The following is a 21,201-nucleotide window of genomic DNA, read 5'->3' as shown; positions in this document are numbered from 1 at the left end:
CACCCAGGACACCCCGCTCGCCCCGGAGACCGCGCTCGCCCAGGAGACCCCGCTCGCCCCGGAGGCGCCGCGCGCCCTGACGACCACCGCCTCCCCCGCCCCGGCACCGGCCCGCGTCGAGCCGGCCCGCACCAAGGATGACCCCATGCTCCAGGCAGGCAAGGCCCAGCCCGCCCGCCCCCCGCAGCAGCGCGACCGCTTCCGCCCGGCCGGCCCCCCGGAGCTGTCCGGTCTGAGCCTGCCCGAGCTGCGGGAGGTCCGCCGCGACTGCCAGCAGGAGGAGGCCGACCTCAGCTATCTGCGGCGGCTCCTCCAGGGCCGGATCGACATCCTCCGCGCCGAGATCGCCCGCCGCACCGGCCCGCACTCCCCGCTGCTGGACCGGCTCCCGGAGATCCTCACCGACCTGCCGTCCCGCCAGCGTTCGTCGGCCCGCCATGTGACGCTCGGCACCCCGCACAGCGAGGAGTACCGCCGGCTGGCCGACGAGATGCTCGGCGACATCGAGCTGTCCGACCTCACGGCCCGTACGGATCAGGAGCTGCACGACGCGATGGCCCGCCTGATCCGCTACGAGCGGCAGATCTCGCAGCGCCGCCAGTCCCTCCAGCGCACCACCGACGATTGCAGTGCGGAAATCGCGCGCAGGTACCGTGAAGGTGAAGCTCAAGTAGACGACCTGCTGTCCTGACCGGCCACAAGCCGCCTCCGGGGCCGCGGGTCCCCGTCCCCCGGAGGCCGGCCGTGCCCTCGACGAAGACCTCGTCCTCGCCCACCCCGATACCGGAGCAGCCGTCGTCCGCGGCGGCCGGCCAGGCGGCTCCCGAGCCGTCGCCGGTGCTCGCCGAGGTCGTCCGCTCCGGTTTCGTCGAGGGCCGGCACCGGGGCTCGCTGGTCGTGCTGGCCGCCGACGGCAGCGTCGAGCTGGCCATGGGCGATATCGGCGCGCCGGTCTTCCCGCGGTCCACCAACAAGCCGATGCAGGCCGCCGCGATCCTGCGGGCCGGTCTGGAGCTCTCCGGGGAACGGCTCGCGCTGGCCGCGGCCAGCCACTCCGGCGAACGGTTCCACCTGGAGCTGGTGCGGACGATGCTCGGCGAGTTCGGCCTCGCGCCCGGGCAGGTCCAGACCCCGCCGGATCTGCCGCTGGACCCGGAGGAGGCGGAGCGCTATCTGGCCGCCGGCCTCGTCCGCGACCCGCTGACCATGAACTGCTCCGGCAAGCACACCGCGATGCTCGCCGCCTGCGCGCGCAACGGCTGGCCCCTGGAGACGTACCTCGCGGCCGACCACCCGCTCCAGCAGCTCGTCCTGGACGCCGTCCGCACGGCCGGCGGCGAGGAGGTCGCCCACATCGGTACGGACGGCTGCGGCGCGCCCCTGATGTCGCTGTCGCTGACCGGTCTGGCGCGCGCCTACCGCCACTTCGTCCTCGCCGAGCCGGGTACGCCGGAGCGCCGGGTCGCCGACGCGATGCGCGCCCACCCCGAGTACGTCGCGGGCACCCGCCGCCCCGATACGTGGCTGATGCGGGCGCTGCCCGGGACGCTGTCGAAGATGGGCGCGGAGGCGGTGCAGGCGCTGGCGCTGCCCGATGGCCGGGCCCTCGCGTTCAAGATCGACGACGGTGCCACCCGCACCCTCGGCCCGGTCCTGGCCCGGGTCCTGCGCGGGATGGGTGTCGACGACCCGGTGCTGGCCCGGATCGAGGACGTGCCGCTGCACGGCGGGGGCAGCCGGGTGGGGGAGATCCGGGCGGCGTTCTGAGCGGTGCGCCGGGGGCGGCGGGGGCGGCGGGCCGGGGACGGCCTGCTGTCTTACGGGGGCGGGGGCCCGCGGTCCTACGGGCGGCGGCCTGCTGTCCTACGGAGCCGGGGCCCCCGCCCGCCTGCCCGCCCGTACGAAACGGAAACCGCCCCCCACCGCAGCGCGGGCGGCCCGGGAAACCTGCATAAGGTGGCGGTGACCCGCAACACACATCCCCGACCACAGCAGGAGGCCGGCGACCATGAGCGACACGCATTCCGAGCCGCAGGGACCCGAGGCGATCGAGCACGCGCACGACCCCGAGGTGCTCCAGCTCGCGGCGAAGGTGTTCGACCTGGCGCGGCACGGTGACACCGACACCGTCGCCGCCTACGTGGACGCGGGCGTGCCCGCCAACCTCACCAACGACAAGGGCGACTCGCTCGTCATGCTCGCCGCCTACCACGGCCACGCCGCCACCGTGGAGGCGCTGCTCCAGCGCGGCGGCGACGCCGACCGCGCCAACGACCGGGGCCAGACGCCGATCGCCGGCGCGGTGTTCAAGGGCGCGGACGACGTGGTCAAGGTGCTGCTGGAGCACGGCGCCGATCCGGCGGCCGGTGCGCCGTCGGCGATCGAGACGGCCCGGATGTTCCAGAAGACGGAGCTGCTGAAGCTGTTCGGCGTGGAGTGAGTCTGTTGCCCGGCGTGGAGTGAGCCCGTTGGCCGGCACGGGGTGAGCCCGCTGTCCGGCGTGGAATGGGCGCCGGGACCACCGGCCCGGCGGAGTGCGTACGGGCCGGGCGGCCCGGCCGGGCGGGGTGATCACCGGGGTCCCGGCGGACCGCTTGACCTCAACTTTAGTTGAGGTCTTAGCGTCTGTGGACGTCAGGGACCGCGGTCCCCGACCGGGCGCCGGGACCGCCGTCCCGCCCCGCCCACTCCGCCACGCCAACGCGCCACTCACGCCACGAAGGGGCCCCCATGTCCGCAGAGCGCTACACCCTCGCCGTCATCGTCGGCAGCACCCGCGAGGGCCGCTTCGCCCCGGTCATCACCAACTGGTTCACCCGCCACGCCGCCGCCTCGCACCCGCACATCACCCTCGACGTGATCGACCTGGACACCGTCCGCCCGTACGAACTCCGGCCCGGCACCGAGGAGTTCATCGCCTACGCCAAGCGCGTCGAGCAGGCCGACGCGTTCGTCGTGATCACACCGGAGTACAACCACTCGTTCCCCGCGCCGCTCAAGCACGCGCTGGACCTGCTGCGCGCCGAGTGGCAGGCCAAGCCGGTCGGCTTCGTCTCGTACGGCGGGATCTCCGGCGGTCTGCGCGCGGTGGAGCAACTGCGGCTGGTCTTCGCCGAGTTGCACGCCACCACGGTCCGCGAGACGGTCAGCTTCTCACTTCCGGCCGGGCCGTTCGACGACGAGGGCCGGCTGCACGACCCGGTGCCGCCGGCCCGGGCCGCCGACGCGCTGCTGAACCAGCTGACCTGGTGGGCGCTGCCCCTGCGCGACGCGCGCCGCGACCGCCCGTACGGCGCCTGACCGCGCCGGCCCGGACGCCCCGTCCGCCCCGCCGTGATCGCCGATACTGGAGGCCCGGACGCGTACGACCCGGTGGGGCGCGGCGGGGCAGAGGGGGAGGAACGGCCATGGGCGGGCGCAAGGGCTTCTACGAGTGCGGGCTGGACGCCGCCGTGGACGTCATCGGCGGCAAGTGGAAGGTGCTGCTCCTGTGGGCGCTCGCGCAGGGACCCCGGCGGTTCGGCCAACTCCGCCGGGAGCTGCCGAAGATCAGCGAGAAGGTGCTCGCCCAGCAGCTCCGCGAACTGGAGGCGGACGGGATCGTGCACCGCGAGGTGTTCGCGGAGGTGCCGCCCCGGGTCGAGTACGCGCTGACCGGCCTCGGCGCGTCCCTCAACGAGGCCCTGGCTCCGCTGGGCGCCTGGGGCCGTCTGCACCTGGCCCATCTGGAGGCCACGTACCCGTCCCGGCATCCGTCCCGGCATCCGTCCGGGCATCCGGACGAGGAGCGTGCGGCGGGTCCGGAGGAGGTCCCTGCTGCACGGCCCAGCCGTTCCCGTCCGGGTCGTTGAAGTAGATGAAGGAGTTCCAGGCGCCGCCCGGCCCGTCGGCCAGTTCGCCGTTCTCCACGTGCTGGACCGGCCCGACCGGCACCCCGCGGGCCAGCAACTCCCCGCGCGCGGCGGTCACATCGGGCACCACCAGTTGCACCCCCTGCACCGAGCCGGGCGGCACCGGCACCACCCCGTCGCCGGCGCCGAGCACGATCGAGCAGTCCGAGCCGGGCGGGGTCAGCTGCACGATGCGGACGCCGCCGCCGAGCCGGATGTCCTGGTCGACGGCGAAGCCCACCTGCTCGCTGTAGAAGCGCTTGGCGCGGTCCACGTCGGTCACCGGAATCGGCACCAGTTCGAGCTTCCAGTCCATGGCGTGCCGCCCTCGGGTCGGAGTCGCACGGTCGGGGGCGGCCGCCCCCTGTGCGTGGGCGCGCCTCCTCGCCGGGGAGCGCGTTGCCGCCTCTCCCGAAAGTCTAGGGAGGCGGTGTACGGCGCGCCTCCCGTGCGGCGGTGGCCGGCGCACCGAAATCTATTGACGGAGTGAGCACTCACTCCGTACGCTCTCAGGCATGACGAAACCTGCACAGGCGCCGTCGCGGCGCCGCGCGCCCGGTATGAGCGTCGAGGAGCGCCGGGCGATGATCGTCGCCGCCACCGTGCCGCTGGTCGCGGAGCACGGCGCGGCCGTCACCACCAGCCAGATCGCGCGCGCGGCCGGCATCGGCGAGGGCACGATCTTCCGCGCCTTCAAGGACAAGGACGAGCTGCTGGACGCCTGCGTGGCCGAGGCGGTGGGCGTCGACCACGTCCTGCGCGAGTTCGCCTCCGTCCCGCTCGACGAACCGCTGGCCGCCCGGCTCACCGAGGCCGCCGAGGCCCTCTGCGCCCATCTGGAACGCATGGGCACCGTCGTCAGCAGCCTCTACGCCACCGGCCACCGCCGCGGCCCGGCAGAGCCGGCGGACCGGCCGCGGACGGAGGGCGAGCCGCCGGTGGACGGGCGGACCCGCTCCTTCCTGGCCCTGCGGGACGCCGTCGTGGAACTGATCGAACCGGACCGGGCCGCGCTCCGGCTGAGCCCCGAGCGGGTCGCCGCCGCGTTCCTGGGCCTGCTCTTCAGCCGACTGCCCTCACCGGCCTCCTGCCCGGCCCACGAACCGCTCACCCCCGAGGAACTGATCTCCGTGCTGCTGCACGGCACCCTCGCCGACCCCGGGAGCGCCTGATGCCCGTCACGCTCAACCACACCATCGTCCCGGCCGCCGACCACCGCGCGGCGGCCCGCTTCTTCGCCTCGGTCATGGGCCTGCCGGAGCTGCCGCTGGACGGCCGCGACGGCCACTTCGCGCCCGTACGGGTCAACGACACGCTGACCCTGGACTTCATGGCCGTCCCGGAGCCGGAGGGCCACCACCTGGCCTTCGATGTCGATCCGGAGACCTTCGACGGCATCCTGGCCCGCCTCCGGTCGTCCGGCATCCCGTACGGCAACGACCCGCGCCAGCCGGACAACGGCCGCACCGACCACCCGCTGTGCGCCCGCGGCCTCTTCTTCCTCGACCCGGACCGCAATCTGTACGAGGTGATGTCGCCGGAGTGATGCCGGCGGAGTGATGCTGCCGGGGCGAGGGTGCGTACCCTCCGGCCGCGGCGGGCGGACGGGCGGTGGGGGGGCCGGTGGCGCGCAGTCGCCGCCCCTCCACCCCCGCCCCCGCTCGCTCACTTGTTGACGAAGGCCAGGCTCGCCGCGTCGTAGCGGGTGCCGGCGACCTTGTCGGACGGGGCCGCGGCGTCGATGGCGGCGAGGTCCGCCGCCGAGAGGACCACGTCCAGGGCGGCGATGTTCTCCTCCAGGTACTTCTGGCGGCGGGTGCCGGGGATCGGCACCACGTCGTCGCCGCGGTGCTGCACCCAGGCCAGTGCCAGCTGGCCGGCGGTGACGCCCTTCTCCGCGGCGAGTTCGTCGAGCTTCTCCACGATGGCGAGGTTCTGCTCGAGATTGCCGTCGGCGAAGCGCGGCTGGGTGCGGCGCACATCGGTCTCCGACAGGCCCTCGGTGGAGGTGTAACGACCCGTCAGGAAGCCGCGGCCGAGCGGTGAGAACGGGACCAGGCCGATGCCCAGCTCACGGCAGAGCGGGGCGATCTCCTGCTCCAGCTCGCGGGTCCACAGCGACCACTCGCTCTGCAGCGCGGCGATCGGGTGCACCGCGTGCGCCCGCCGGATGGTCTCCGCGCCCGCCTCGGAGAGGCCGAGGTGGCGGACCTTGCCCGCGGCGACCAGCTCCGCCATCGCGCCGACGGTCTCCTCGATCGGGACGTCGGGGTCGACCCGGTGCTGGTAGTAGAGGTCGATGTGGTCGACGCCGAGGCGGCGCAGCGAGGCGTCGCACGCCTGGCGGACGTAGGCGGCGTCGCCGCGGATCTTCGTCGGCTCGCCGAGGCGGTTGGCGAAGCCGAACTTGGTCGCCAGCACCACCTCGTCGCGCCGCCCGGCGATCGCCCGGCCGATCAACTCCTCGTTGTGGCCCGCTCCGTAGAAGTCGGAGGTGTCCAGCAGGGTGACGCCGAGGTCGAGCGCGCGGTGGATGGTCGCGATCGACTGCTCGTCGTCCGAGGCGCCGTAACCGTGGCTCATCCCCATGCAGCCAAGACCCTGCGCGGACACCGCGAGCTCCCCAAGGCGGCGGGTGGGAATCTCCGTCATGCTGCTACCTCCTGGCACGTGCTCCGAATGAACGGGATCAGGGAACGGGGCGTCCATGGTCCTGCTGACCAGGCGCTTTCCCTCGACCCGTGCACGACGGTAGGAGTTGGAGCGCTCTCCAAGTCAACCGCCGGCCGTGGCGGGGCCGTTCCGTTACCGGTCGGGGTCGTTTCGGGTCGGGTCGGGGTCGTTCCGTGGCTGGTCCGGGTCGCCCGCTATGGCGCGCAGGGCCCGGCAGTGGGCGGTGAACACCTCCCGGCCGTACGGGGTCAGGGAGAGCCAGGTGCGCGGGCGCTTGCCGACGTATCCCTTGGTGACCGCGACATAGCCGGCCTTCTCCAGGGTGGCGGCCTGGCGGGAGAGCACCGAGTCGCTGACCTCGACGGTGTCGCGGACGAACGCGAACTCGGCCTTCTCCGCGGCCGCCAGCGTCGCCACGATGGAGAAGCGGACGGGGGCGTGGATGACCTCGTCCAGCCCGTGGCGCGGATGGCTCCCGGGCCGCGCGGCGGACTCCGGCGGCGCGGTGGCCTCCTGCGGCGCGTCGGCCTCGTACCCCGCGGTGGCCTCGCGCCCCGCGGCGGTCTCGTGTCCTCCCGTCATCGCCGGGCCTCCAGGTAGGCGCCTATCAGTCCGGGCAGGGCGACCGCGACGGCTCCCGGCACCCACCAGGCGGCCACGCCGGGGAAGAAGGCGATCCCGGCCGCCAGCACGACCCCGTAGAGCACTCCCCAGCTGGCGATCAGAACGGCGTGCCGCTTGCCGTAGCCTCGCCGGGCGACGGGCTGCCGGGCCGCGTACACCGACAGTCCGGCGACCACGGCCCCCCAGAACGCGAGGCCGAACGCCGTCCCCCACGGCGACTTCACCAAGCCGATGGCGAGCACCATCAGCCCGGCGGCGCAGCCGTAGACGATCTGATACCGCACGGACCACCGCGTGCCCTTGCGGACCGTGTCTCCCAGCTCTGCGGCGCGCGCCAGTGCCGCCGCCGCGTCGCCGGCCTCATAACGCTCGCCGGCCGCGAATCCCCCCATGTCCTTCCCCCTTCGTCACGCGCCCGCGCGCCGCGTCCCGTCGCGTCACGCGCTCCGGCGCCTACTCGCGCTCTCGCGCACACTTTCGACACCCACCATGCTGACAAGAACTTTCCGAACTGACAAGTACTTTCCGGCCATTGCGTCGCGGGCGGCCGGCCCGGCCTTGATCGGCGGGTCGGGTACTGTTGCCCCGGCCACCGGCGCGCGGCCCAGTCCGCCGCACCGGTAACCAGGCCATCCGTGCAGCCCCGCGCCCGTAGGAGGTGAGACCGATACCCCGCCAGTTCAGGCAGGTGCTCCCGTCTCACGCCCGGGCGTCCACCGGCTCCAGGTGACCGTCCGGCATCCGTGACCGGGGAGCGCCATCGGCGTCCCGAAAGGTTCACACCATGTCGTCGTCCCCCGCTTCGCGTTCCTCCTCTGCCGCTTCGCGGTTCTCCTCTCCCGCTTCGGGTTCCTCCTCCCCCGCACCGCATGCGCCGTGGTCCGCGCACGCCCCCGCCTCCGGCCCCACCCCCGGCCCCGGCGCCCGTATGTCCGCCGTCATCGCCGCGCTGCGCGCCGCCGGGTGCGTTTTCGCCGAGGACGAGGCCGAGCTGCTGCTCGCCACCGCCCGCACCCCCGGAGACCTCGCCGCCATGGTGGAGCGGAGGGTGGCCGGCCATCCCCTGGAACACGTCCTGGGCTGGGCGGAGTTCGGGGGCCTGCGGGTCTCCGTCGACCCGGGGGTGTTCGTGCCCCGGCGGCGTACGGAATTCCTGCTGGGCGAGGCGATCGCCCTGGGGCGCCGGGCCGCCGAACGGGCCATACGGGCCGGACGGCGCGCCGTGGTGGTCGATCTGTGCTGCGGTTCCGGGGCGGTGGGGGCCGCGCTCGCCGGTGCGCTGGGCCGCGTTCCCGGTACGCCAGGCGGCCCCGCCGGTGCCCCGGGCGACGTGCCGGGCGGTGTACTGGGCGATGCCCCGGGCTGTGCGCCGAGCCGCGTCGAACTGCACGCCGCCGATATCGAACCGGCCGCGGTGCGCTGCGCCCGCCGCAACGTGGCCGCGGCCGGCGGGCAGGTCTACCAGGGCGACCTGTTCGCCCCGCTGCCCGACCGCCTCCGGGGCCGGATCGACGTCCTCACCGCCAATGTGCCCTACGTGCCCACCGAGGAGGTGGGCCTGCTGCCCCCGGAGGCCCGGGAGTTCGAGCCCCTGGTGGCGCTCGACGGCGGGGCGGACGGGCTGGACGTGCTGCGCCGGGTGACCGCGGCCGCGCCCCGGTGGCTGGCGCCGGGCGGCCACCTGCTGGTCGAGACCGGCGAGCGCCAGGCGGCCCAGGCCGTCGAAACGTTCCGGCGCAGCGGTCTGCGGCCCCGGGTGGCCGTCTCCGACGAACTCTGGGCGACCGTCGTCATCGGCACGCTGCCGCCCGGCCAGGCCGGTTCCGGCCCCCGCCCCGGAATCCGCTGAGCGCGGGCCGCGCGTTGTCAGCGGCCCGCCGTACCGTGGACTCATGGCTTCGCTGAGCTACGAACGTCACTGTGCCGAAATCGTCGCCCAGACCGCCCTGTTGAGAACGCGCATCGAGGACGCGGACGTCTCCGCCCCGGTGCCCACCTGCCCCGGCTGGACCCTCGCCCGGCTGGTGCGCCACCTCGGGGAGGCGCACCGCGGAGCCGCGGCGGCCGTCCGGGGCCGGGCACCCGGCCCGTCCGCCCCCCTCCCGGCCGCCGGTGCCCCCGACGGCGCCCCCGGTGACGACCACGCGGACGACCACGCGGACGGGGCCGCGCTCGGCGCCTGGCTGGCCGAGGGCGCCGCCCACCTGGCCGAGACCCTGCGCGCCACCGGCCCGGACGCCCCGGCCGGAGCCGCCCCGAGCGGCTCCGGCCCCATGGGGGCAGCGCCCCCGACCGCCGCCTTCTGGGCGCGGCGGATGGCGCACGAGACGGTGATCCACCGCGCGGACGCCGCCTTCGCGACCGCCCAGACCCCGGGCGCCACGGCCGCCGCCGACCGCCCGTTCGCCGTCGTGGAGGACGTCGCGGTGGACGCCCTCGACGCGTGGATGGCTTTCGCGTCGCGGCCGGACGCGCCGACCCGTAGGCCCCACCCACCCGTTGCCCCCGGCACCGGCGACCCAGACCGCCCCGCCCCAACCCTCCGCTTCCAGGCCACCGACGGCACCCCGGAGGCCGCGGCGGACTGGCTGGTGCGCCTGGAGCCCGGCGCCGCCACCTGGCAGCGGCCACCGGCCCCCTCCCCCGCCACGCCCGCCACCACGACCGTCCGCGGCCCGCTGAGCGAGCTCCTGCTGCTGGTCTACGGCCGCCTGCCCCTGCTGGGCGCCGCCCCCGGCCCGGTGGGCGGCACCGGAACGGTCCAGGTCCAGGGGGAGATACCCCTCCTCGGCTCCTGGCTGGACACCGCCGGCCACTGGCTCAAGCGGTGAGCGAGTCCACGAGTGAGCGAAATCAATGCCTACGGCTACTCCCCCTCCGGCCACAGCTCGTGCCCCCGTCCACCCACCACCCCCGCGATCCGGGCCAGCACCTCACCGGCCGGGAGCGGCGGCACCCGGCGCCCGCCCCGGAGCCGTAGGGCGACCTCCCCGGCGGACGCCTCCCGGGGCCCGAGGACGGCCTGGTAGGGCACGCGGCGGGCGTCGTGGATCCGGGCACCGAGGGAGCCCAGCTCCGGGTCGGCGAGTTCGGCCCGCAGGCCCCGGTCGAGGCAGCGCCGTACGAGGTCCTCGGCCGGCGCCCGTTCCGCCGGGGAGACCGGCAGGACCGCCACCTGGACGGGGGCGAGCCAGGCCGGGAAGGCGCCGCCGTGCTCCTCGATGAGGTGGGCGACGACCCGTTCGAGGCTGCCGAGGACGGCCCGGTGGACCATCACCGGCCGGTGCCGGGCACCGTCCGGGCCGGTGTAGGACAGGTCGAAGCGGCGCGGCTGGTGCAGATCGACCTGGAGGGTGGACAGGGTGGTCTCGCGCCCGGCCCGGTCGGCGATCTGGACGTCGATCTTCGGCCCGTAGAACGCGGCTTCGCCCGCCTCGGCCTCGTAGGGCACCCCGGCGTCGTCCAGGACGCCGGTGAGCAGGTCGGCGGCGCGCCGCCACATCGCGGGGTCGGCGACGTACTTGCCGCCGTCCCCGGGGAGCGAGAGCCGGTAGCGGGCGGCTCGGATGCCGAGATCGGTGTAGGTGCGGCGGATCAGCTCCAGGGCCGCGCGGGCCTCGCCGGCGACCTGGTCGAGGGTGCAGAAGAGGTGCGCGTCGTTGAGCTGGATGGCCCGTACGCGGGTCAGGCCGCCGAGCACCCCGGAGAGCTCGGCCCGGAACATCCCGCCCAATTCGGCCAGCCGCAGCGGCAGTTCCCGGTAACTGCGCGCCCGGGAGCGGTAGATGAGGGCGTGGTGCGGGCAGAGGCTGGGGCGCAGGACGACCTCCTCGCCCCCGAGGTCCATGGGCGGGAACATGTCCTCCCGGTAGTGCTCCCAGTGCCCGGACAGCTCGTACAGCGCGCGTTTGCCGAGGACCGGCGAGTGGACGTGCCGGTAGCCGGCGCGCGCCTCGGCGTCGCGGATGTACTCCTCCAGGGCGTGCCGTACGGCCGCGCCGGCCGGCAGCCAGTAGGGCAGTCCGGCGCCCATCAGCGGGTCGGTGCCGAACAGCTCCAGCTCACGGCCCAGCCGCCGGTGGTCGTGAGCGGGCACGGGGGCGGGGGCGGGAACGTCGTTCATGGTGGTCTCCTCGCGGTGGTGAGGCGGGTGACCGCACGGCGAAGCCCCGGGGCACTCGCCCCGGGGCTTCGGATGACGTCAGGTGTCAGCGCGCCGGGACTCGGTCCGGCGTCGTCGTGGCCAGGCTGGCGCGCTGCATGCGAACGACCGTAACAGAGCCCGGCCGCACCCCTCCACCGCTTTTCCCCACCCACCGGAGCCCGGCGAAGCGCAGGCGCCATAAGACCACCTGACGGCCCGTCACTGAATCACATGCGGCAGAAACCGCGCGTACTCATCCGTGATCAAGCCCGCCGACTCCCGGATGCCCAGCCCCGCCGCCTCGTCCCCGACCACCCAGGCGCCGAGCACCACGCGGTTGCCGTCGAAGTCGGGCAGCGGTGCCAGCTCCTGGTAGCAGCACGCTTCCTCCTCGCGCCGTACGGCGGCGGCGCCCCCCGGGTGGACGGTGACCCCCTCGCCCTCTCTGCCCAGCAGCGGCTTGGCGACGTATCCGGGGCCGTCGGCCAGGTCGCGGGGGCCGTCCAGATAGGCGGGGAGGAGGTTGGGGTGCCCCGGGTAGAGCTCCCAGAGGATGGCCAGGAGGGCCTTGTTGGACAGCAGCATCTTCCAGGCGGGCTCGATCCACAGGGTGGTGCCGGTGGAGCCGCCGTTGTCGAGGGTGTCCAGGACGTGCGGGCCGAAGGCGTCGGTGGCGAGCCATTCCCAGGGGTAGAGCTTGAAGCAGGCCCGGATGAAGCGCAGCCGCTGGTCCACGAAGCGGCCGGAGAGCCGGTCCCAGCCGATCTCCTCCATGGAGATCGGCTCGGTGGCCAGGCCCGCCTGTTCGGCCGTCTCGCGCAGGTAGGCGACGGTCATCAGGTCCTCGCCGAGTTCATCGGCGGCGGAGTGGGCGAAGTGCAGCGGGGCGCCGGGCGGCAGCAGGGCGGCCTGGCGCTTCCAGGCGTCCACCAGCCGCTCGTGGAGCGAGTTCCACTGGTCGGCCCCCGGGAACCGCTCCTCCATCCAGAACCACTGGGGGCTGGCGGCCTCCACCAGGGAGGTGGGGGTGTCGGCGTTGTACTCCAGGAGCTTGGCAGGGCCGGTGCCGTCGTAGCGCAGGTCGAACCGCCCGTAGAGGGAGGGGAGTTCGGCGCGGCGGTGCCAGGCTTCGGCGACCCGGGCGGCCAGCCGCGGATCGGTGAGGCCGAGGTCGGCGAACCGGTCGTGGGCGACGATGTGCCCGGCGGCGGCCAGGCACATGGTGTGCAGCTCCTCGACGGTCTCCTCCAGGGCGTCGACCTCGGCGGCCGAGAAGGAGTAGTACGCGCTCTCGTCCCAGTAGGGGCGCAGCGAGTCGTCGGGGTAACGGGTCAGCGGGTAGATCAGGCCCTGGGCCTCGACGGTGGCCTGCCAGCCGGGGCGGGGCTCGATGGTGTGGCGGCGCACCGGCGTCAGCCCCCGGAGGTGCCGTGCGAGGAGCAGCCGAAGCCGCCGCGGTCCACCGCCTGGCTGCGGCTGAACGTGCCGCCCTCGGCGTAGCGCCCGGAGACCTTGGAGCCGTAGTACCACCGGCCGCTCGTCGTGCTGCCGGGCCGGCTCGTCCCGGAGCACTGGGCGGCGCTCAGGACGCGGTAGCCCAGGACGCTGTCGTAGCTCTTGGGGTCGACGCAGCGCTTGTCCGGCTCGGATCCGCAGGAGGTGAGGGCGGCGGCGAGCGCCCCCATCCCGCCGAGGATCACGGTGCTGGAGCGCAGCCGCCGCCGTACCGGTTCCGATGCCGTCTTCCGTGCCACAGTGGCCACCCCCGTATGTCCGAAAACTGCCTGTCGGTACGCGAATCCGGCAGGAACTCGGTCCGCGAACGACGTGGCGCTCACCCTAGGGGGCGCCGCCGACGGGGTACACGGGCGGGTGGGAACCGGCCGGCCCCCGGGGGCGGGGACCGGCCGCACTCCGCGGAGTTTCCTCAGCGGCGGCCCAGGAGCTCGGCGATCCGGATGAACCCGTCGGCGCCGTGGCCGCCCCCGATGGCTCGGCGGGCCAGGCCCTCGGCCGCGCGCATCACGCCGGCGTCGATGCCGTGGGCCTCCGAGGTGGCGACGATATGAGCCATGGACGAGGCCGCCGAGGTGAGCGGGTTCCCGTCGCCGGAGAACGTTCCGTCGTCCGCTTCCCCCGCGGCCGCCTCGAAGATCGGCGGGAGTATGGCGCCGATCCCCTTGGCGAACGGCGCCAGCTGCCGCGCGGTGATCCCTTCCGCGCGCGCCACCGCCACGGCGTGGGCGTAGCCCGCCATCGCGGTCCAGAAGATGTCGAGCAGCGCGATGTCGTAGGCCGCTGCCCGGCCGATCTCCGCGCCGAGGTGGGTATGGGTGCCGCCGAGCGCGTCCAGTACGGGCCGGTGCTCGCGGTAGAGGTCTTCGGGGCCGCTGTGGAGGAGCACCGCGGCGGGTGTCCCGATGGTCGTGGCCGGCGTCATGATCGCGCCGTCCAGGTAGCCGATGCCGTGCTCGGCGGCCCACGCCGCCGTATTACGGGCCCGGTCCGGTGTGTCGGCCGTCAGATTGACCATCGTGCGGCCCTTGAGCGCGCCGGTGACCGCACCGCGCCGCACGATCGCGTCCACCGCGTCGTAATTCACCACGCAGACCACGGTCAGCCCGCTCGCGGCAACGGCTTCCCCGGCCGACCGGGCACCGATGGCGCCCCGCGCGACCAGCTCCCCGTCCCGCCCCGGCGTGCGGTTCCAGACCGTCGTACGCAGACCGGCGTCCAGGAACGCGCCGGCCAGCGACCGGCCCATGGGGCCCAGGCCGAGTACGGTGACGGAAGACTGCTCGGTACGAGAGGACACAGCTCAACTCCTGAGGAAAGTATCGGCAATTGACAACAAAGCGGACGAAGATGATGCGCGGTGGCGCCCAGGACACGAATGTCTGCGGAGTGACGGCCGCGATCGCCGTGATCGACGGCAAGTGGAAGACAGCCCTCCTCGGGCTGCTGGAATCCGGTCCGCACCGTCCGGGCGAACTGCGCCGCCGGCTGCCGGGCCTCAGCGAGAAGGTGCTGACCCAGGCGCTCCGCGAGATGGAGGCCGATGAGCTGGTGCGGCGGGAGGTGTACGACGGGCTTCCGCTGAAGACCGTGTACTCCCTGACCGCGTTCGGCCGGGAACTCTCCGAGGCGCTGGCTCCCCTCTCCGACTGGGGCCACCGCCGCCTGGAGAAGCTCACCAAGGCCCAGCCGGCCTCCTGATGCACCGCATCGCGCCCCGCCCCCGCGTTCACCCGCCCGCAGCGACCCTCCGGCCGCCCTCACCAGCATCGGCCCGGCGCCACCCGCCGCCAAGTACCCACAAAAAAGTGGGTATGGGCCCCTGGCCGAGATGCAACACTCCAGCTAGCGCTTGCTTGCAATAGTTAGCGGCGGGGGGCAGTATCGGGGGTATGGCATCTCTCAAGGTCGGCAATCTCGGCGAGTTCCTGCGGGAGCAGCGGCGCACGGCGCAGCTGAGCCTGCGGCAGCTGGCGGATGCCGCGGGGGTGTCCAACCCGTACCTCAGCCAGATCGAGCGCGGGCTGCGCAAGCCCAGTGCGGAGATCCTCCAGCAGCTGGCCAAGGCGCTGCGGATATCCGCCGAGACGCTCTACGTCCAGGCCGGGATCCTCGACGAGCGGCGTGGTCCGGACGCGGTCGGCGTCCAGTCCGCGATACTCACCGACCCGTCGCTGAACGAACGGCAGAAGCAGGTCCTGCTCCAGATCTACGAGTCCTTCCGCAAGGAGAACGGACTCGGCGGCGACGGGACCGGGCAGGCGCCCGGTGACGGGCCCGAGGGCGGGGACCATCCCCATGAGGCAGAGGCCGACGACGGCGGCCCGCACGCCACCTGAGCAACCCGAAACGTTTCCAGGAGGAACCACGGCATGGCCATCACCGATGACGTCCGCAAGGCGCTGACCGACCCGACCCCGCTGTACGCCCTGGCCGGCACCGCCGACCTGGCCGCCGAGAAGCTGGGCGAGGTGCCGCAGCTGGTCGAGCGGATCCGCGCCGAGGCGCCCAAGGCCCTGGAGTCGGTCCGCACCGACCCCAAGGACCTCCAGGTCCTGGTCACCAAGCAGGCCAAGGAGGCCCAGGAGAAGCTGACCGAGCTGCTGGGCTCGCTGGACGGGGACCTGAAGAAGTTCCGCGACCAGGCGCAGGAGCTGGCGCTGCGCGGGGTCGGCCGGGCCGCCGAGGTGGTCGTGCAGGCCCGGGAGACGTACGACGGGCTGGCCGAGCGCGGCCGCGGCGCGGTGCAGAACTGGCGGGGCGGCGCCGCCGAGCAGGTCGAGGAGCTGGCCGTGGCGATCGAGCCGGACCCGGAGCCGAAGGGCGGGGCGGACGCCAAGGGCGCGCCGGCGAGCGGGGCGGCGGAGACCGGGGGCCGGGCCCGGACGGTGCCGGCCAACGGGACGCGCCCGGAGGCCAAGGCCACCGCGTCGACCCAGCCGAAGAGCTCCGGGGCGAAGAAGCCGGCCGCGCCGCGCAAGCCCGCCGCGGGCCAGGCGAAGAAGCCCACCCCGCCGTCGTCCGCCAAGTGAGCCGCCGCCGGTGGCGGTGAGCCGCCGGTAACGGTGAGCAGCCGCCGTGAGCGGTGCGCTCCAGGACGGGCCGGACGGGCCGGGCACTTCTGACGTGTCCGGCCCGTTGTCCGGGTACGGTGGGCCGCGGCGGGCCGCACCGACCGATGACGGCCGCAGACCGAGATGACAGATCCAGACGACAGATCCGGATGACGGACCGAGATTCCTGGCCGAACGGCTAACGGGTGGTGGACGGCGTGCTGATTTACGGGTTCCAGAGCATTCTGAGCTGGGTTCAGCTCGCCCTCGGCGTGTATGCCGCCGTGATGCTGATCGACGCGGCCGTCCGCCGCGAGGACGCCTACCGCGCGGCCGACAAGCAGAACAAGCCGATGTGGCTGATCTTCCTCGGCGCCGCCACGGCCCTGCTGTTCCTGCTGCCGCTGCTGTCGTTCCTGCCGATCATCGGCGTGATCGCGGTGATCGTCTACACCGTCGACGTCCGGCCGGCGCTGCGCGCGGTGGCCGGCGGCGGCCGCGGCCCGTACCGCCGCGGCTCCAGCTCGGACGGGCCGTACGGGCCGTACAACGGCGGAAGGTGACGGCGGGAGCGGCGGCTTGGGAGCGGGCGGCGCTCCGCCCGGCCCCGTCATGCCAGGACGCCCCGGCCCGGCCCCCGCTAGCTGCGGTCCAGTAGCAGGACCGCCACGTCGTCGGTCAGTTCGCCGCCGTTGAGGGCGCGGACCTCGCGGACCGACGCCTCCAGCAGGTCCTCGCCGCGCAGGCCCTCGGCCATCTGGCGGGCGACCAGCGCGGTCATCCCCTCCTGGCCCAGCCGCTGGTTGCCCTCGCCGATCCGGCCCTCGATCAGGCCGTCCGTGTACATCAGCAGGCTCCAGGCGTCGCCCAGCTCCACCTGGTGGCGCGGCCAGCGGGCCTCCGGCAGCAGGCCGAGCGCCGGCCCGCCGTACTCGTACGGCAGCAGGTCCGGGCGCTCCCCGGGGCGGGCCAGCAGCGGGGCGGGGTGGCCGGCCAGGCACACCCCGGCGCGGCGGCCGTCCTCGGAGATGTCGACGGTGCACAGCGTCGCGAAGATCTCGTCGTCGGCGCGTTCGTGCTCCAGCACCTTCTGGAGCGTGGCCAGCAGCTCGTCCCCGTAGAGCCCGGCGAAGGTCAGCGCGCGCCAGGCGATGCGGAGTTCGACGCCGAGCGCGGCCTCGTCGGGGCCGTGGCCGCAGACGTCGCCGATCATCGCGTGCACGGTGCCGTCGCTGGTCCGGACGGTGTCGTAGAAGTCGCCGCCGAGCAGGGCGCGGCTGCGGCCGGGGCGGTAGCAGGCCGCGAAGCGGAGTTCGGAACCGTCCAGCAGCGGGGTGGGCAGCAGACCGCGCTCCAGGCGGGCGTTCTCCTGGGCGCGCAGCCGGGACTCGGTGAGCTGGCGCTGGGCGAGGTCGGCGCGCTTGCGTTCCACGGCGTAGCGGACCGCGCGGCTGAGCACCTTGCCGTCCAGCTCGTCGCGGAAGAGGTAGTCCTGGGCGCCGACCCGCACCGCCTCGGCGGCCCGCTCGGCGTCGGTCTCGCAGGTCAGGACGAGGACGGCCTGGCCGGGCGCCATGCGCAGGACGGCCCGCAGGGCGGCCAGCTCGTCGCCGGGGGCGGCCGCGCGGGCGTCGCGGGCGGCCGGCTCGGCGGGCGTGAGGTCGAGCAGGATGCAGTCGACGTCGTGGGTGAGCAGCCGCTCGGCCTCGGTGAGATTGCGGGCGGTACGCACCCGGACCTTGCGGCCGGCCCAGTCCCACATCTCCGGGACGTGGCTGTTGGGGTCCTCGCCGATCAGGAGCAGGGTCAGGCCCTGGGCGGGCGGCTCGGGGGCCGGCGGGAGGGCGGGGTCGGTGCGCGGGTCGGGGGCCGGGGCGGGGGCGTGGCTTCCGGGCGCGGCGGAGGGCGCGCTTCCGGAAGGCGCGGCCCCGGAAGGCGCGGCTCCGGCGGACGCGGGGCCGGAGGCGGACGCAGGGCCGGAGGCGGACGCGGGGCCGGAGGACGCGGCTCCGGACGCGGGCGCCTGCCCGGCCCGCGCCGCGCCCGGCGCCGGGTGGTCGGCCGGCCGCAGCGGCCCGGCCGGCGGCTGCGGATGCCGGGCCTCCGGGAGGTCGCGGGGCAGCGGCGCGGGCGCGCCGTGCGGCGCACCGGACGCCCCGGGGCAGCCCCCGTGCGCCGACGGGCCGGCGGCGGCCGGGCGGGCGGTCTCCGCGCGGCCGTGGTCCACCGGTCCTGCCTGGTGCGGCAGCACGGCCGTCCGCGGACGCGGTACGGGTACGGGCATGGGTCTGCTTCCTTCCCTCCCCCCGAGGGGTGCGGCGGGTGCCGACCGGCACACCGCCGTGCCCGGCGCGACCTCCGCTCGTCGGTCGGTCGATCGGGGCGGTACCGGGCTTCCGAAGGGCGACCATAGCGTCACCACGGCGGGGCGCGGAATGACCTTTGGCACGCGGCGTTCGTCATATGCCAGGGCAGGTAGGCCATTTCACCTGGGACGTTCGGCGGCGGGAATGACGAACATCACCCCGGCGCGGCGCATTCCGCTACCGGTGCGTCACGGAAAGGCATGTTTCCGGCGCGCCGATTTCGCCTCGGCGCGCCCCGCCGGAAAGCTCCGCAATCCCTCAGGAATGTGTCCGGAATCGCGCCCCTGGCCGGAATCGCTCCCCGGCGCCGCCCCACCCCCGCAAACCGCCTGTCGCCCCCGGGTCACCCGGCCCGCTCCCCGTCCGGCCGGACCACCCCCAGGATCGGCATCGTGCCGGCCCCCGTGATCGTCACCTGCCGCCCCGGGCGCGGGGCGTGCACGATCGCGCCGTCGCCCAGATACATCCCGACATGGCTGGCGTCGGAGAAGTAGATGACGAGGTCGCCGGGGCGCATGTCCCGGAGCGCGACCCGGGGCAGCTGGGCCCACTGCTCCTGCGAGGTGCGCGGAATCGTCCGGCCGGCGGCCCGCCAGGCCCGCAGGGTCAGTCCGGAGCAGTCGAAGGTGTCCGGGCCGGTCGCGCCCCAGACGTAATCCTTGCCGATCTGCGAGGTGGCGTACGCGATCGCCTTCCTGCCCTGCTCGGAGGCTTTCCCGGTGATCTCCGCCAGGACGCCGGAATCCAGCCATTTCTGCTGGGCGAGCAGCGCCTGGTCGTCCTCCAGTTTCCGCAGCCGGTCCTTTTCCTTGGCGGCCAGCCGGGATTCCAGTGTTTTCGCCGCGTCGATCTTGTCGTTGATCTCCTTTCGCGCGGCGTCCTTCTTCTTGCGGTTGGCCTCCAGCTGCTCCCAGCGGTGGCTGGCGTCCTGGGCGTAGCCCTCCAAGTCCGTTTTCAGATGCGTGAGTTGGCTGATCACGCCCTTGACCGCCTGCTGGCCCTTGCGGACCAGATCGACGTTGGCGAGAAACGCCTCCGGGTCTTTGCTGAGCACCAGTTGCGCCTCGGGCGGGATGCCGCCGGTGCGGTACTGGGCGCTGGCCAGCGCGCCGGCCCGGCGCTTGAGCGCGGCCAGCCGCTGCTGCGCCCCGTCGATCGTGCGGGCCAGCTCGACGATCTTCTTCTGCTGGAGCTGAACCTGCTCCTCGGCGGCGTTGTACGCGTCGGTGGCCCGCTCGGCGGTGCGGTAGAGGCCCTCGATCTCCTTGCGCACCTGCTCCAGGTGGCGCGCGTCGTCCCCGGGGTCCGGGCTCCGCTGCGCCGCCGTCGCCGTCCCGCCCAGCAGCCCGGTCGCGCACAGCACGACCGCGGTGCAGACCGCCAGCCTGCCGCCCCGTACACCTCCCACGCCGCGCCCGCCCCGTACGCCCCGCCCCTCGCCCGTGTCCCGAACGCCCTGCCGTGCCCCCTGGCTCCCCACCGAGTCACCTCCGGTCGTTCCGCACCGTTTCGTGCGCGTCTTCGCGCGGATGCTGCCATACCGGCCGGTAATTCGACAGGGCGACGGGCCGTTTCGCGGCGGCGGGCGGCGGACGGCCGCCGGAACCGCGCGCTCCGGCGCCCCCGGCGCCCACACCCGACGGCCGAGGTTCACCGTGCGTTCACCCCGCTCCATCGGCCGCTTCACCTGATCTGCCTAATTTCGGCCGTACCGAGTGCGCGGAACGCCGGAGCACACCGGCCCCGCCATCCCGTCACCCGCCGCACGCCGAGGACCGGCGCGCGCCCAGGAAGGAACTCTCGACAGTGAAGCTTCAGCGCAAGAACCGGGTTCGCGCCCTCGCCGTTGGCGCTCTCGCCGTCTCCGGTGCCCTGGCCCTCTCCGCGTGCGGCTCCGACAACACCAGCGGCAGCGGCGGCGGCGCCGGCAGCTCCGCCAAGGCCGCGAACATCAAGTGCGACGGCAAGGGCAAGCTGCTCGCCTCCGGTTCGTCCGCGCAGAAGAACGCCATGGACGTCTGGGTGCAGAATTACGCGGGCGCCTGCCAGGGCACCGAGATCAACTACCAGCCCACCGGCTCCGGCGCCGGCGTGACCACCTTCCTCCAGGGCCAGACCGCGTTCGCCGGCTCCGACTCCCCGCTCAAGCCGGAGGAGATCACCAAGTCCAAGGCGGTCTGCAAGGGCGGCCAGGCGATCGACCTGCCGATGGTCGGCGGCCCGATCGCGGTCGGCTACAACGTCCCCGGCGTGGACGGCCTGGTCCTCGACGCGCCCACGCTGGCGAAGATCTTCGACTCGCAGATCACCAACTGGAACGACGCCGCGATCAAGAAGCTCAACCCGTCCGCCAAGCTCCCGGACCTCAAGATCCAGGCGTTCCACCGCTCCGACGACTCCGGCACCACCGACAACTTCACCAAGTACCTCAAGGCGGCCTCCGGCGGCGCCTGGAAGCACGAGCCGGCCAAGAAGTGGGAGGGCGCCGGCGGCCAGGCGGCGTCCGGTTCGGCCGGCGTCTCCTCGCAGGTCAAGCAGACCTCCGGCGCGATCTCGTACTTCGAGCTGTCCTACGCGGCCTCCGGGAAGATCCCCACCGTCAAGATCGACACCGGCGCGAAGGCCCCCGTCGAGGCCACCGTCGACAACGCCTCCAAGGCGATCGCCGAGGCCCAGCCGGCCGGCCAGGGCAGCGACCTGGCGCTGAAGCTCAACTACACCACCAAGGCCGACGGCGCCTACCCGATCACCCTGGTCACGTACGAGATCGCCTGCGACAAGGGCAACAAGGCCGAGACCCTGCCGGCCGCCAAGTCCTTCCTCACCTACATCTCCGGCAAGGACGGCCAGGACGCCCTCAAGGCCCTCGGCTACGCCCCGCTCCCCACCGAGATCGCCGACAAGGTCCGCAAGACCGTCGCCACGCTCTCCTGACC

At 73.9% G+C, this 21,201-nt stretch carries 23 protein-coding genes and 1 pseudogene; 14 read left to right on the top strand and 10 right to left on the bottom strand.

Translation table 11 applies throughout. The annotated features are described in order from the left end of the window. The first annotated feature begins 145 nt into the window (after nucleotides 1–145). The 5 genes from ADL22_RS29185 (at nucleotide 146) to ADL22_RS29165 (ending at nucleotide 3,851) form a co-directional block, all read left to right on the top strand. Nucleotides 146–691: an ABC transporter substrate-binding protein gene (locus ADL22_RS29185; protein WP_066986441.1), complete on the top strand. Its 546-nt coding sequence runs from the start codon at nucleotides 146–148 to the stop codon at nucleotides 689–691. An 89-nt stretch (nucleotides 692–780) separates the two neighbouring features. Then, nucleotides 781–1,767 carry an asparaginase gene (locus ADL22_RS29180; RefSeq protein WP_234430895.1) on the top strand — a complete coding sequence of 329 codons (987 nt, stop codon included), beginning with the start codon at nucleotides 781–783 and terminating at the stop codon, nucleotides 1,765–1,767. Nucleotides 1,768–2,008: 241 nt separating this feature from the next. Further along, nucleotides 2,009–2,440 carry an ankyrin repeat domain-containing protein gene (locus ADL22_RS29175; RefSeq protein WP_066986424.1) on the top strand — a complete coding sequence of 144 codons (432 nt, stop codon included), beginning with the start codon at nucleotides 2,009–2,011 and terminating at the stop codon, nucleotides 2,438–2,440. A gap of 290 nt (nucleotides 2,441–2,730) precedes the next feature. Then, nucleotides 2,731–3,300, top strand: coding sequence for an NADPH-dependent FMN reductase (locus ADL22_RS29170; protein WP_066986421.1), 570 nt, complete (start codon nucleotides 2,731–2,733; stop codon nucleotides 3,298–3,300). Nucleotides 3,301–3,407: 107 nt separating this feature from the next. Continuing rightward, a complete protein-coding gene (locus ADL22_RS29165) occupies nucleotides 3,408–3,851 on the top strand; it encodes a winged helix-turn-helix transcriptional regulator (RefSeq protein WP_079064515.1) in 444 nt (147 codons plus the stop codon). On the opposite strand, the pseudogene ADL22_RS36510 reads toward ADL22_RS29165, so the two are convergent. After that, nucleotides 3,808–4,206 (bottom strand): annotated as a pseudogene (locus ADL22_RS36510) (VOC family protein); the annotation flags it as partial. The gene ADL22_RS29165 and the pseudogene ADL22_RS36510 overlap by 44 nt on opposite strands. A 268-nt stretch (nucleotides 4,207–4,474) precedes the next feature. On the opposite strand from ADL22_RS36510, the gene ADL22_RS29155 reads away from it, so the two are divergent. Further along, nucleotides 4,475–5,062: a TetR/AcrR family transcriptional regulator gene (locus ADL22_RS29155; protein WP_107116432.1), complete on the top strand. Its 588-nt coding sequence runs from the start codon at nucleotides 4,475–4,477 to the stop codon at nucleotides 5,060–5,062. Beyond that, the gene (locus ADL22_RS29150) at nucleotides 5,062–5,436 is read left to right on the top strand and encodes a VOC family protein (protein ID WP_066986412.1); all 375 of its coding nucleotides are present in this window, start codon (nucleotides 5,062–5,064) and stop codon (nucleotides 5,434–5,436) included. The genes ADL22_RS29155 and ADL22_RS29150 overlap by 1 nt, the downstream gene beginning before the upstream one ends. A gap of 119 nt (nucleotides 5,437–5,555) precedes the next feature. Here ADL22_RS29150 and ADL22_RS29145 read toward each other — a convergent pair whose 3' ends face one another. From ADL22_RS29145 to ADL22_RS29135, 3 genes are all read right to left on the bottom strand, one after another. Continuing rightward, nucleotides 5,556–6,542 (bottom strand): aldo/keto reductase, encoded by a 987-nt coding sequence (locus ADL22_RS29145; RefSeq protein ID WP_066986408.1) that lies wholly within the window; start codon nucleotides 6,540–6,542, stop codon nucleotides 5,556–5,558. Between the two features lie 153 nt (nucleotides 6,543–6,695). Beyond that, nucleotides 6,696–7,019 (bottom strand): winged helix-turn-helix domain-containing protein, encoded by a 324-nt coding sequence (locus tag ADL22_RS29140; RefSeq protein WP_066986438.1) that lies wholly within the window; start codon nucleotides 7,017–7,019, stop codon nucleotides 6,696–6,698. A 122-nt stretch (nucleotides 7,020–7,141) separates the two neighbouring features. After that, nucleotides 7,142–7,579 carry a hypothetical protein gene (locus ADL22_RS29135; RefSeq protein WP_066986405.1) on the bottom strand — a complete coding sequence of 146 codons (438 nt, stop codon included), beginning with the start codon at nucleotides 7,577–7,579 and terminating at the stop codon, nucleotides 7,142–7,144. Between the two features lie 536 nt (nucleotides 7,580–8,115). Here ADL22_RS29135 and ADL22_RS29130 point away from each other — a divergent pair. After that, nucleotides 8,116–9,036 carry a HemK family protein methyltransferase gene (locus tag ADL22_RS29130; protein ID WP_066986401.1) on the top strand — a complete coding sequence of 307 codons (921 nt, stop codon included), beginning with the start codon at nucleotides 8,116–8,118 and terminating at the stop codon, nucleotides 9,034–9,036. A 43-nt stretch (nucleotides 9,037–9,079) separates the two neighbouring features. After that, nucleotides 9,080–10,018, top strand: coding sequence for a maleylpyruvate isomerase N-terminal domain-containing protein (locus tag ADL22_RS29125; RefSeq protein ID WP_066986398.1), 939 nt, complete (start codon nucleotides 9,080–9,082; stop codon nucleotides 10,016–10,018). Nucleotides 10,019–10,053: 35 nt separating this feature from the next. Here ADL22_RS29125 and thrS read toward each other — a convergent pair whose 3' ends face one another. The 4 genes from thrS to ADL22_RS29105 all read right to left on the bottom strand — a co-directional run bounded on the left by thrS (nucleotide 10,054) and on the right by ADL22_RS29105 (nucleotide 14,146). Then, on the bottom strand, nucleotides 10,054–11,310 hold the full coding sequence (thrS, locus tag ADL22_RS29120) for a threonine--tRNA ligase (RefSeq protein ID WP_066986395.1): 1,257 nt from the start codon (nucleotides 11,308–11,310) through the stop codon (nucleotides 10,054–10,056). Between the two features lie 240 nt (nucleotides 11,311–11,550). After that, a complete protein-coding gene (locus tag ADL22_RS29115) occupies nucleotides 11,551–12,738 on the bottom strand; it encodes a glutathionylspermidine synthase family protein (protein ID WP_066986392.1) in 1,188 nt (395 codons plus the stop codon). A gap of 5 nt (nucleotides 12,739–12,743) precedes the next feature. Beyond that, a complete protein-coding gene (locus tag ADL22_RS29110) occupies nucleotides 12,744–13,016 on the bottom strand; it encodes a hypothetical protein (protein ID WP_066986436.1) in 273 nt (90 codons plus the stop codon). A gap of 242 nt (nucleotides 13,017–13,258) precedes the next feature. Continuing rightward, the gene (locus ADL22_RS29105; protein WP_066986389.1) at nucleotides 13,259–14,146 is read right to left on the bottom strand and encodes an NAD(P)-dependent oxidoreductase; all 888 of its coding nucleotides are present in this window, start codon (nucleotides 14,144–14,146) and stop codon (nucleotides 13,259–13,261) included. A 50-nt stretch (nucleotides 14,147–14,196) separates the two neighbouring features. Between ADL22_RS29105 and ADL22_RS29100 the strand changes: the two genes are divergently transcribed. From ADL22_RS29100 to ADL22_RS29085, 4 genes are all read left to right on the top strand, one after another. Then, nucleotides 14,197–14,547, top strand: a complete 351-nt coding sequence (locus ADL22_RS29100) for a winged helix-turn-helix transcriptional regulator (protein ID WP_066986386.1) — start codon at nucleotides 14,197–14,199, stop codon at nucleotides 14,545–14,547. 191 nt (nucleotides 14,548–14,738) lie between these two features. Continuing rightward, complete coding sequence (locus tag ADL22_RS29095; RefSeq protein WP_066986383.1) at nucleotides 14,739–15,185, top strand: helix-turn-helix domain-containing protein; 447 nt, start codon at nucleotides 14,739–14,741, stop codon at nucleotides 15,183–15,185. Between the two features lie 33 nt (nucleotides 15,186–15,218). Next, on the top strand, nucleotides 15,219–15,878 hold the full coding sequence (locus ADL22_RS29090) for a hypothetical protein (RefSeq protein WP_066986380.1): 660 nt from the start codon (nucleotides 15,219–15,221) through the stop codon (nucleotides 15,876–15,878). Between the two features lie 239 nt (nucleotides 15,879–16,117). Next, nucleotides 16,118–16,462, top strand: coding sequence for a DUF2516 family protein (locus tag ADL22_RS29085; protein ID WP_066986433.1), 345 nt, complete (start codon nucleotides 16,118–16,120; stop codon nucleotides 16,460–16,462). 77 nt (nucleotides 16,463–16,539) lie between these two features. Here ADL22_RS29085 and ADL22_RS29080 read toward each other — a convergent pair whose 3' ends face one another. After that, nucleotides 16,540–18,183 (bottom strand): PP2C family protein-serine/threonine phosphatase, encoded by a 1,644-nt coding sequence (locus tag ADL22_RS29080; RefSeq protein WP_066986377.1) that lies wholly within the window; start codon nucleotides 18,181–18,183, stop codon nucleotides 16,540–16,542. 425 nt (nucleotides 18,184–18,608) lie between these two features. Further along, nucleotides 18,609–19,673: a C40 family peptidase gene (locus tag ADL22_RS29075; RefSeq protein WP_066986374.1), complete on the bottom strand. Its 1,065-nt coding sequence runs from the start codon at nucleotides 19,671–19,673 to the stop codon at nucleotides 18,609–18,611. Between the two features lie 398 nt (nucleotides 19,674–20,071). Here ADL22_RS29075 and pstS point away from each other — a divergent pair, with 398 nt between their 5' ends. Next, the gene (gene pstS, locus ADL22_RS29070; RefSeq protein ID WP_066986369.1) at nucleotides 20,072–21,199 is read left to right on the top strand and encodes a phosphate ABC transporter substrate-binding protein PstS; all 1,128 of its coding nucleotides are present in this window, start codon (nucleotides 20,072–20,074) and stop codon (nucleotides 21,197–21,199) included. The last annotated feature ends 2 nt before the right edge of the window (nucleotides 21,200–21,201 follow it).

It is taken from the genome of Streptomyces sp. NRRL F-4489 (genome assembly GCF_001509485.1).
GTDB lineage: Bacteria > Actinomycetota > Actinomycetes > Streptomycetales > Streptomycetaceae > Streptomyces.
This window is presented reverse-complemented; position numbering and strand designations above follow the sequence as displayed.

Excerpts from the sequence above, each read along its gene's own strand:
- ADL22_RS29165 (WP_079064515.1), top strand. The coding sequence starts at position 3,408 with ATGGGCGGGCGCAAGGGCTTCTACGAGTGCGGGCTGGACGCCGCCGTG.
- ADL22_RS29150 (WP_066986412.1), top strand. The coding sequence starts at position 5,062 with ATGCCCGTCACGCTCAACCACACCATCGTCCCGGCCGCCGACCACCGC.
- ADL22_RS29110 (WP_066986436.1), bottom strand. The coding sequence starts at position 13,016 with ATGGGGGCGCTCGCCGCCGCCCTCACCTCCTGCGGATCCGAGCCGGAC.
- ADL22_RS29130 (WP_066986401.1), top strand. The coding sequence starts at position 8,116 with ATGTCCGCCGTCATCGCCGCGCTGCGCGCCGCCGGGTGCGTTTTCGCC.
- ADL22_RS29155 (WP_107116432.1), top strand. The coding sequence starts at position 4,475 with ATGATCGTCGCCGCCACCGTGCCGCTGGTCGCGGAGCACGGCGCGGCC.
- ADL22_RS29100 (WP_066986386.1), top strand. The coding sequence starts at position 14,197 with ATGATGCGCGGTGGCGCCCAGGACACGAATGTCTGCGGAGTGACGGCC.
- ADL22_RS29125 (WP_066986398.1), top strand. The coding sequence starts at position 9,080 with ATGGCTTCGCTGAGCTACGAACGTCACTGTGCCGAAATCGTCGCCCAG.
- ADL22_RS29170 (WP_066986421.1), top strand. The coding sequence starts at position 2,731 with ATGTCCGCAGAGCGCTACACCCTCGCCGTCATCGTCGGCAGCACCCGC.
- ADL22_RS29090 (WP_066986380.1), top strand. The coding sequence starts at position 15,219 with ATGGCCATCACCGATGACGTCCGCAAGGCGCTGACCGACCCGACCCCG.
- ADL22_RS29095 (WP_066986383.1), top strand. The coding sequence starts at position 14,739 with ATGGCATCTCTCAAGGTCGGCAATCTCGGCGAGTTCCTGCGGGAGCAG.
- ADL22_RS29080 (WP_066986377.1), bottom strand. The coding sequence starts at position 18,183 with ATGCCCGTACCCGTACCGCGTCCGCGGACGGCCGTGCTGCCGCACCAG.
- ADL22_RS29175 (WP_066986424.1), top strand. The coding sequence starts at position 2,009 with ATGAGCGACACGCATTCCGAGCCGCAGGGACCCGAGGCGATCGAGCAC.
- ADL22_RS29185 (WP_066986441.1), top strand. The coding sequence starts at position 146 with ATGCTCCAGGCAGGCAAGGCCCAGCCCGCCCGCCCCCCGCAGCAGCGC.
- ADL22_RS29135 (WP_066986405.1), bottom strand. The coding sequence starts at position 7,579 with ATGGGGGGATTCGCGGCCGGCGAGCGTTATGAGGCCGGCGACGCGGCG.
- thrS (WP_066986395.1), bottom strand. The coding sequence starts at position 11,310 with ATGAACGACGTTCCCGCCCCCGCCCCCGTGCCCGCTCACGACCACCGG.
- ADL22_RS29145 (WP_066986408.1), bottom strand. The coding sequence starts at position 6,542 with ATGACGGAGATTCCCACCCGCCGCCTTGGGGAGCTCGCGGTGTCCGCG.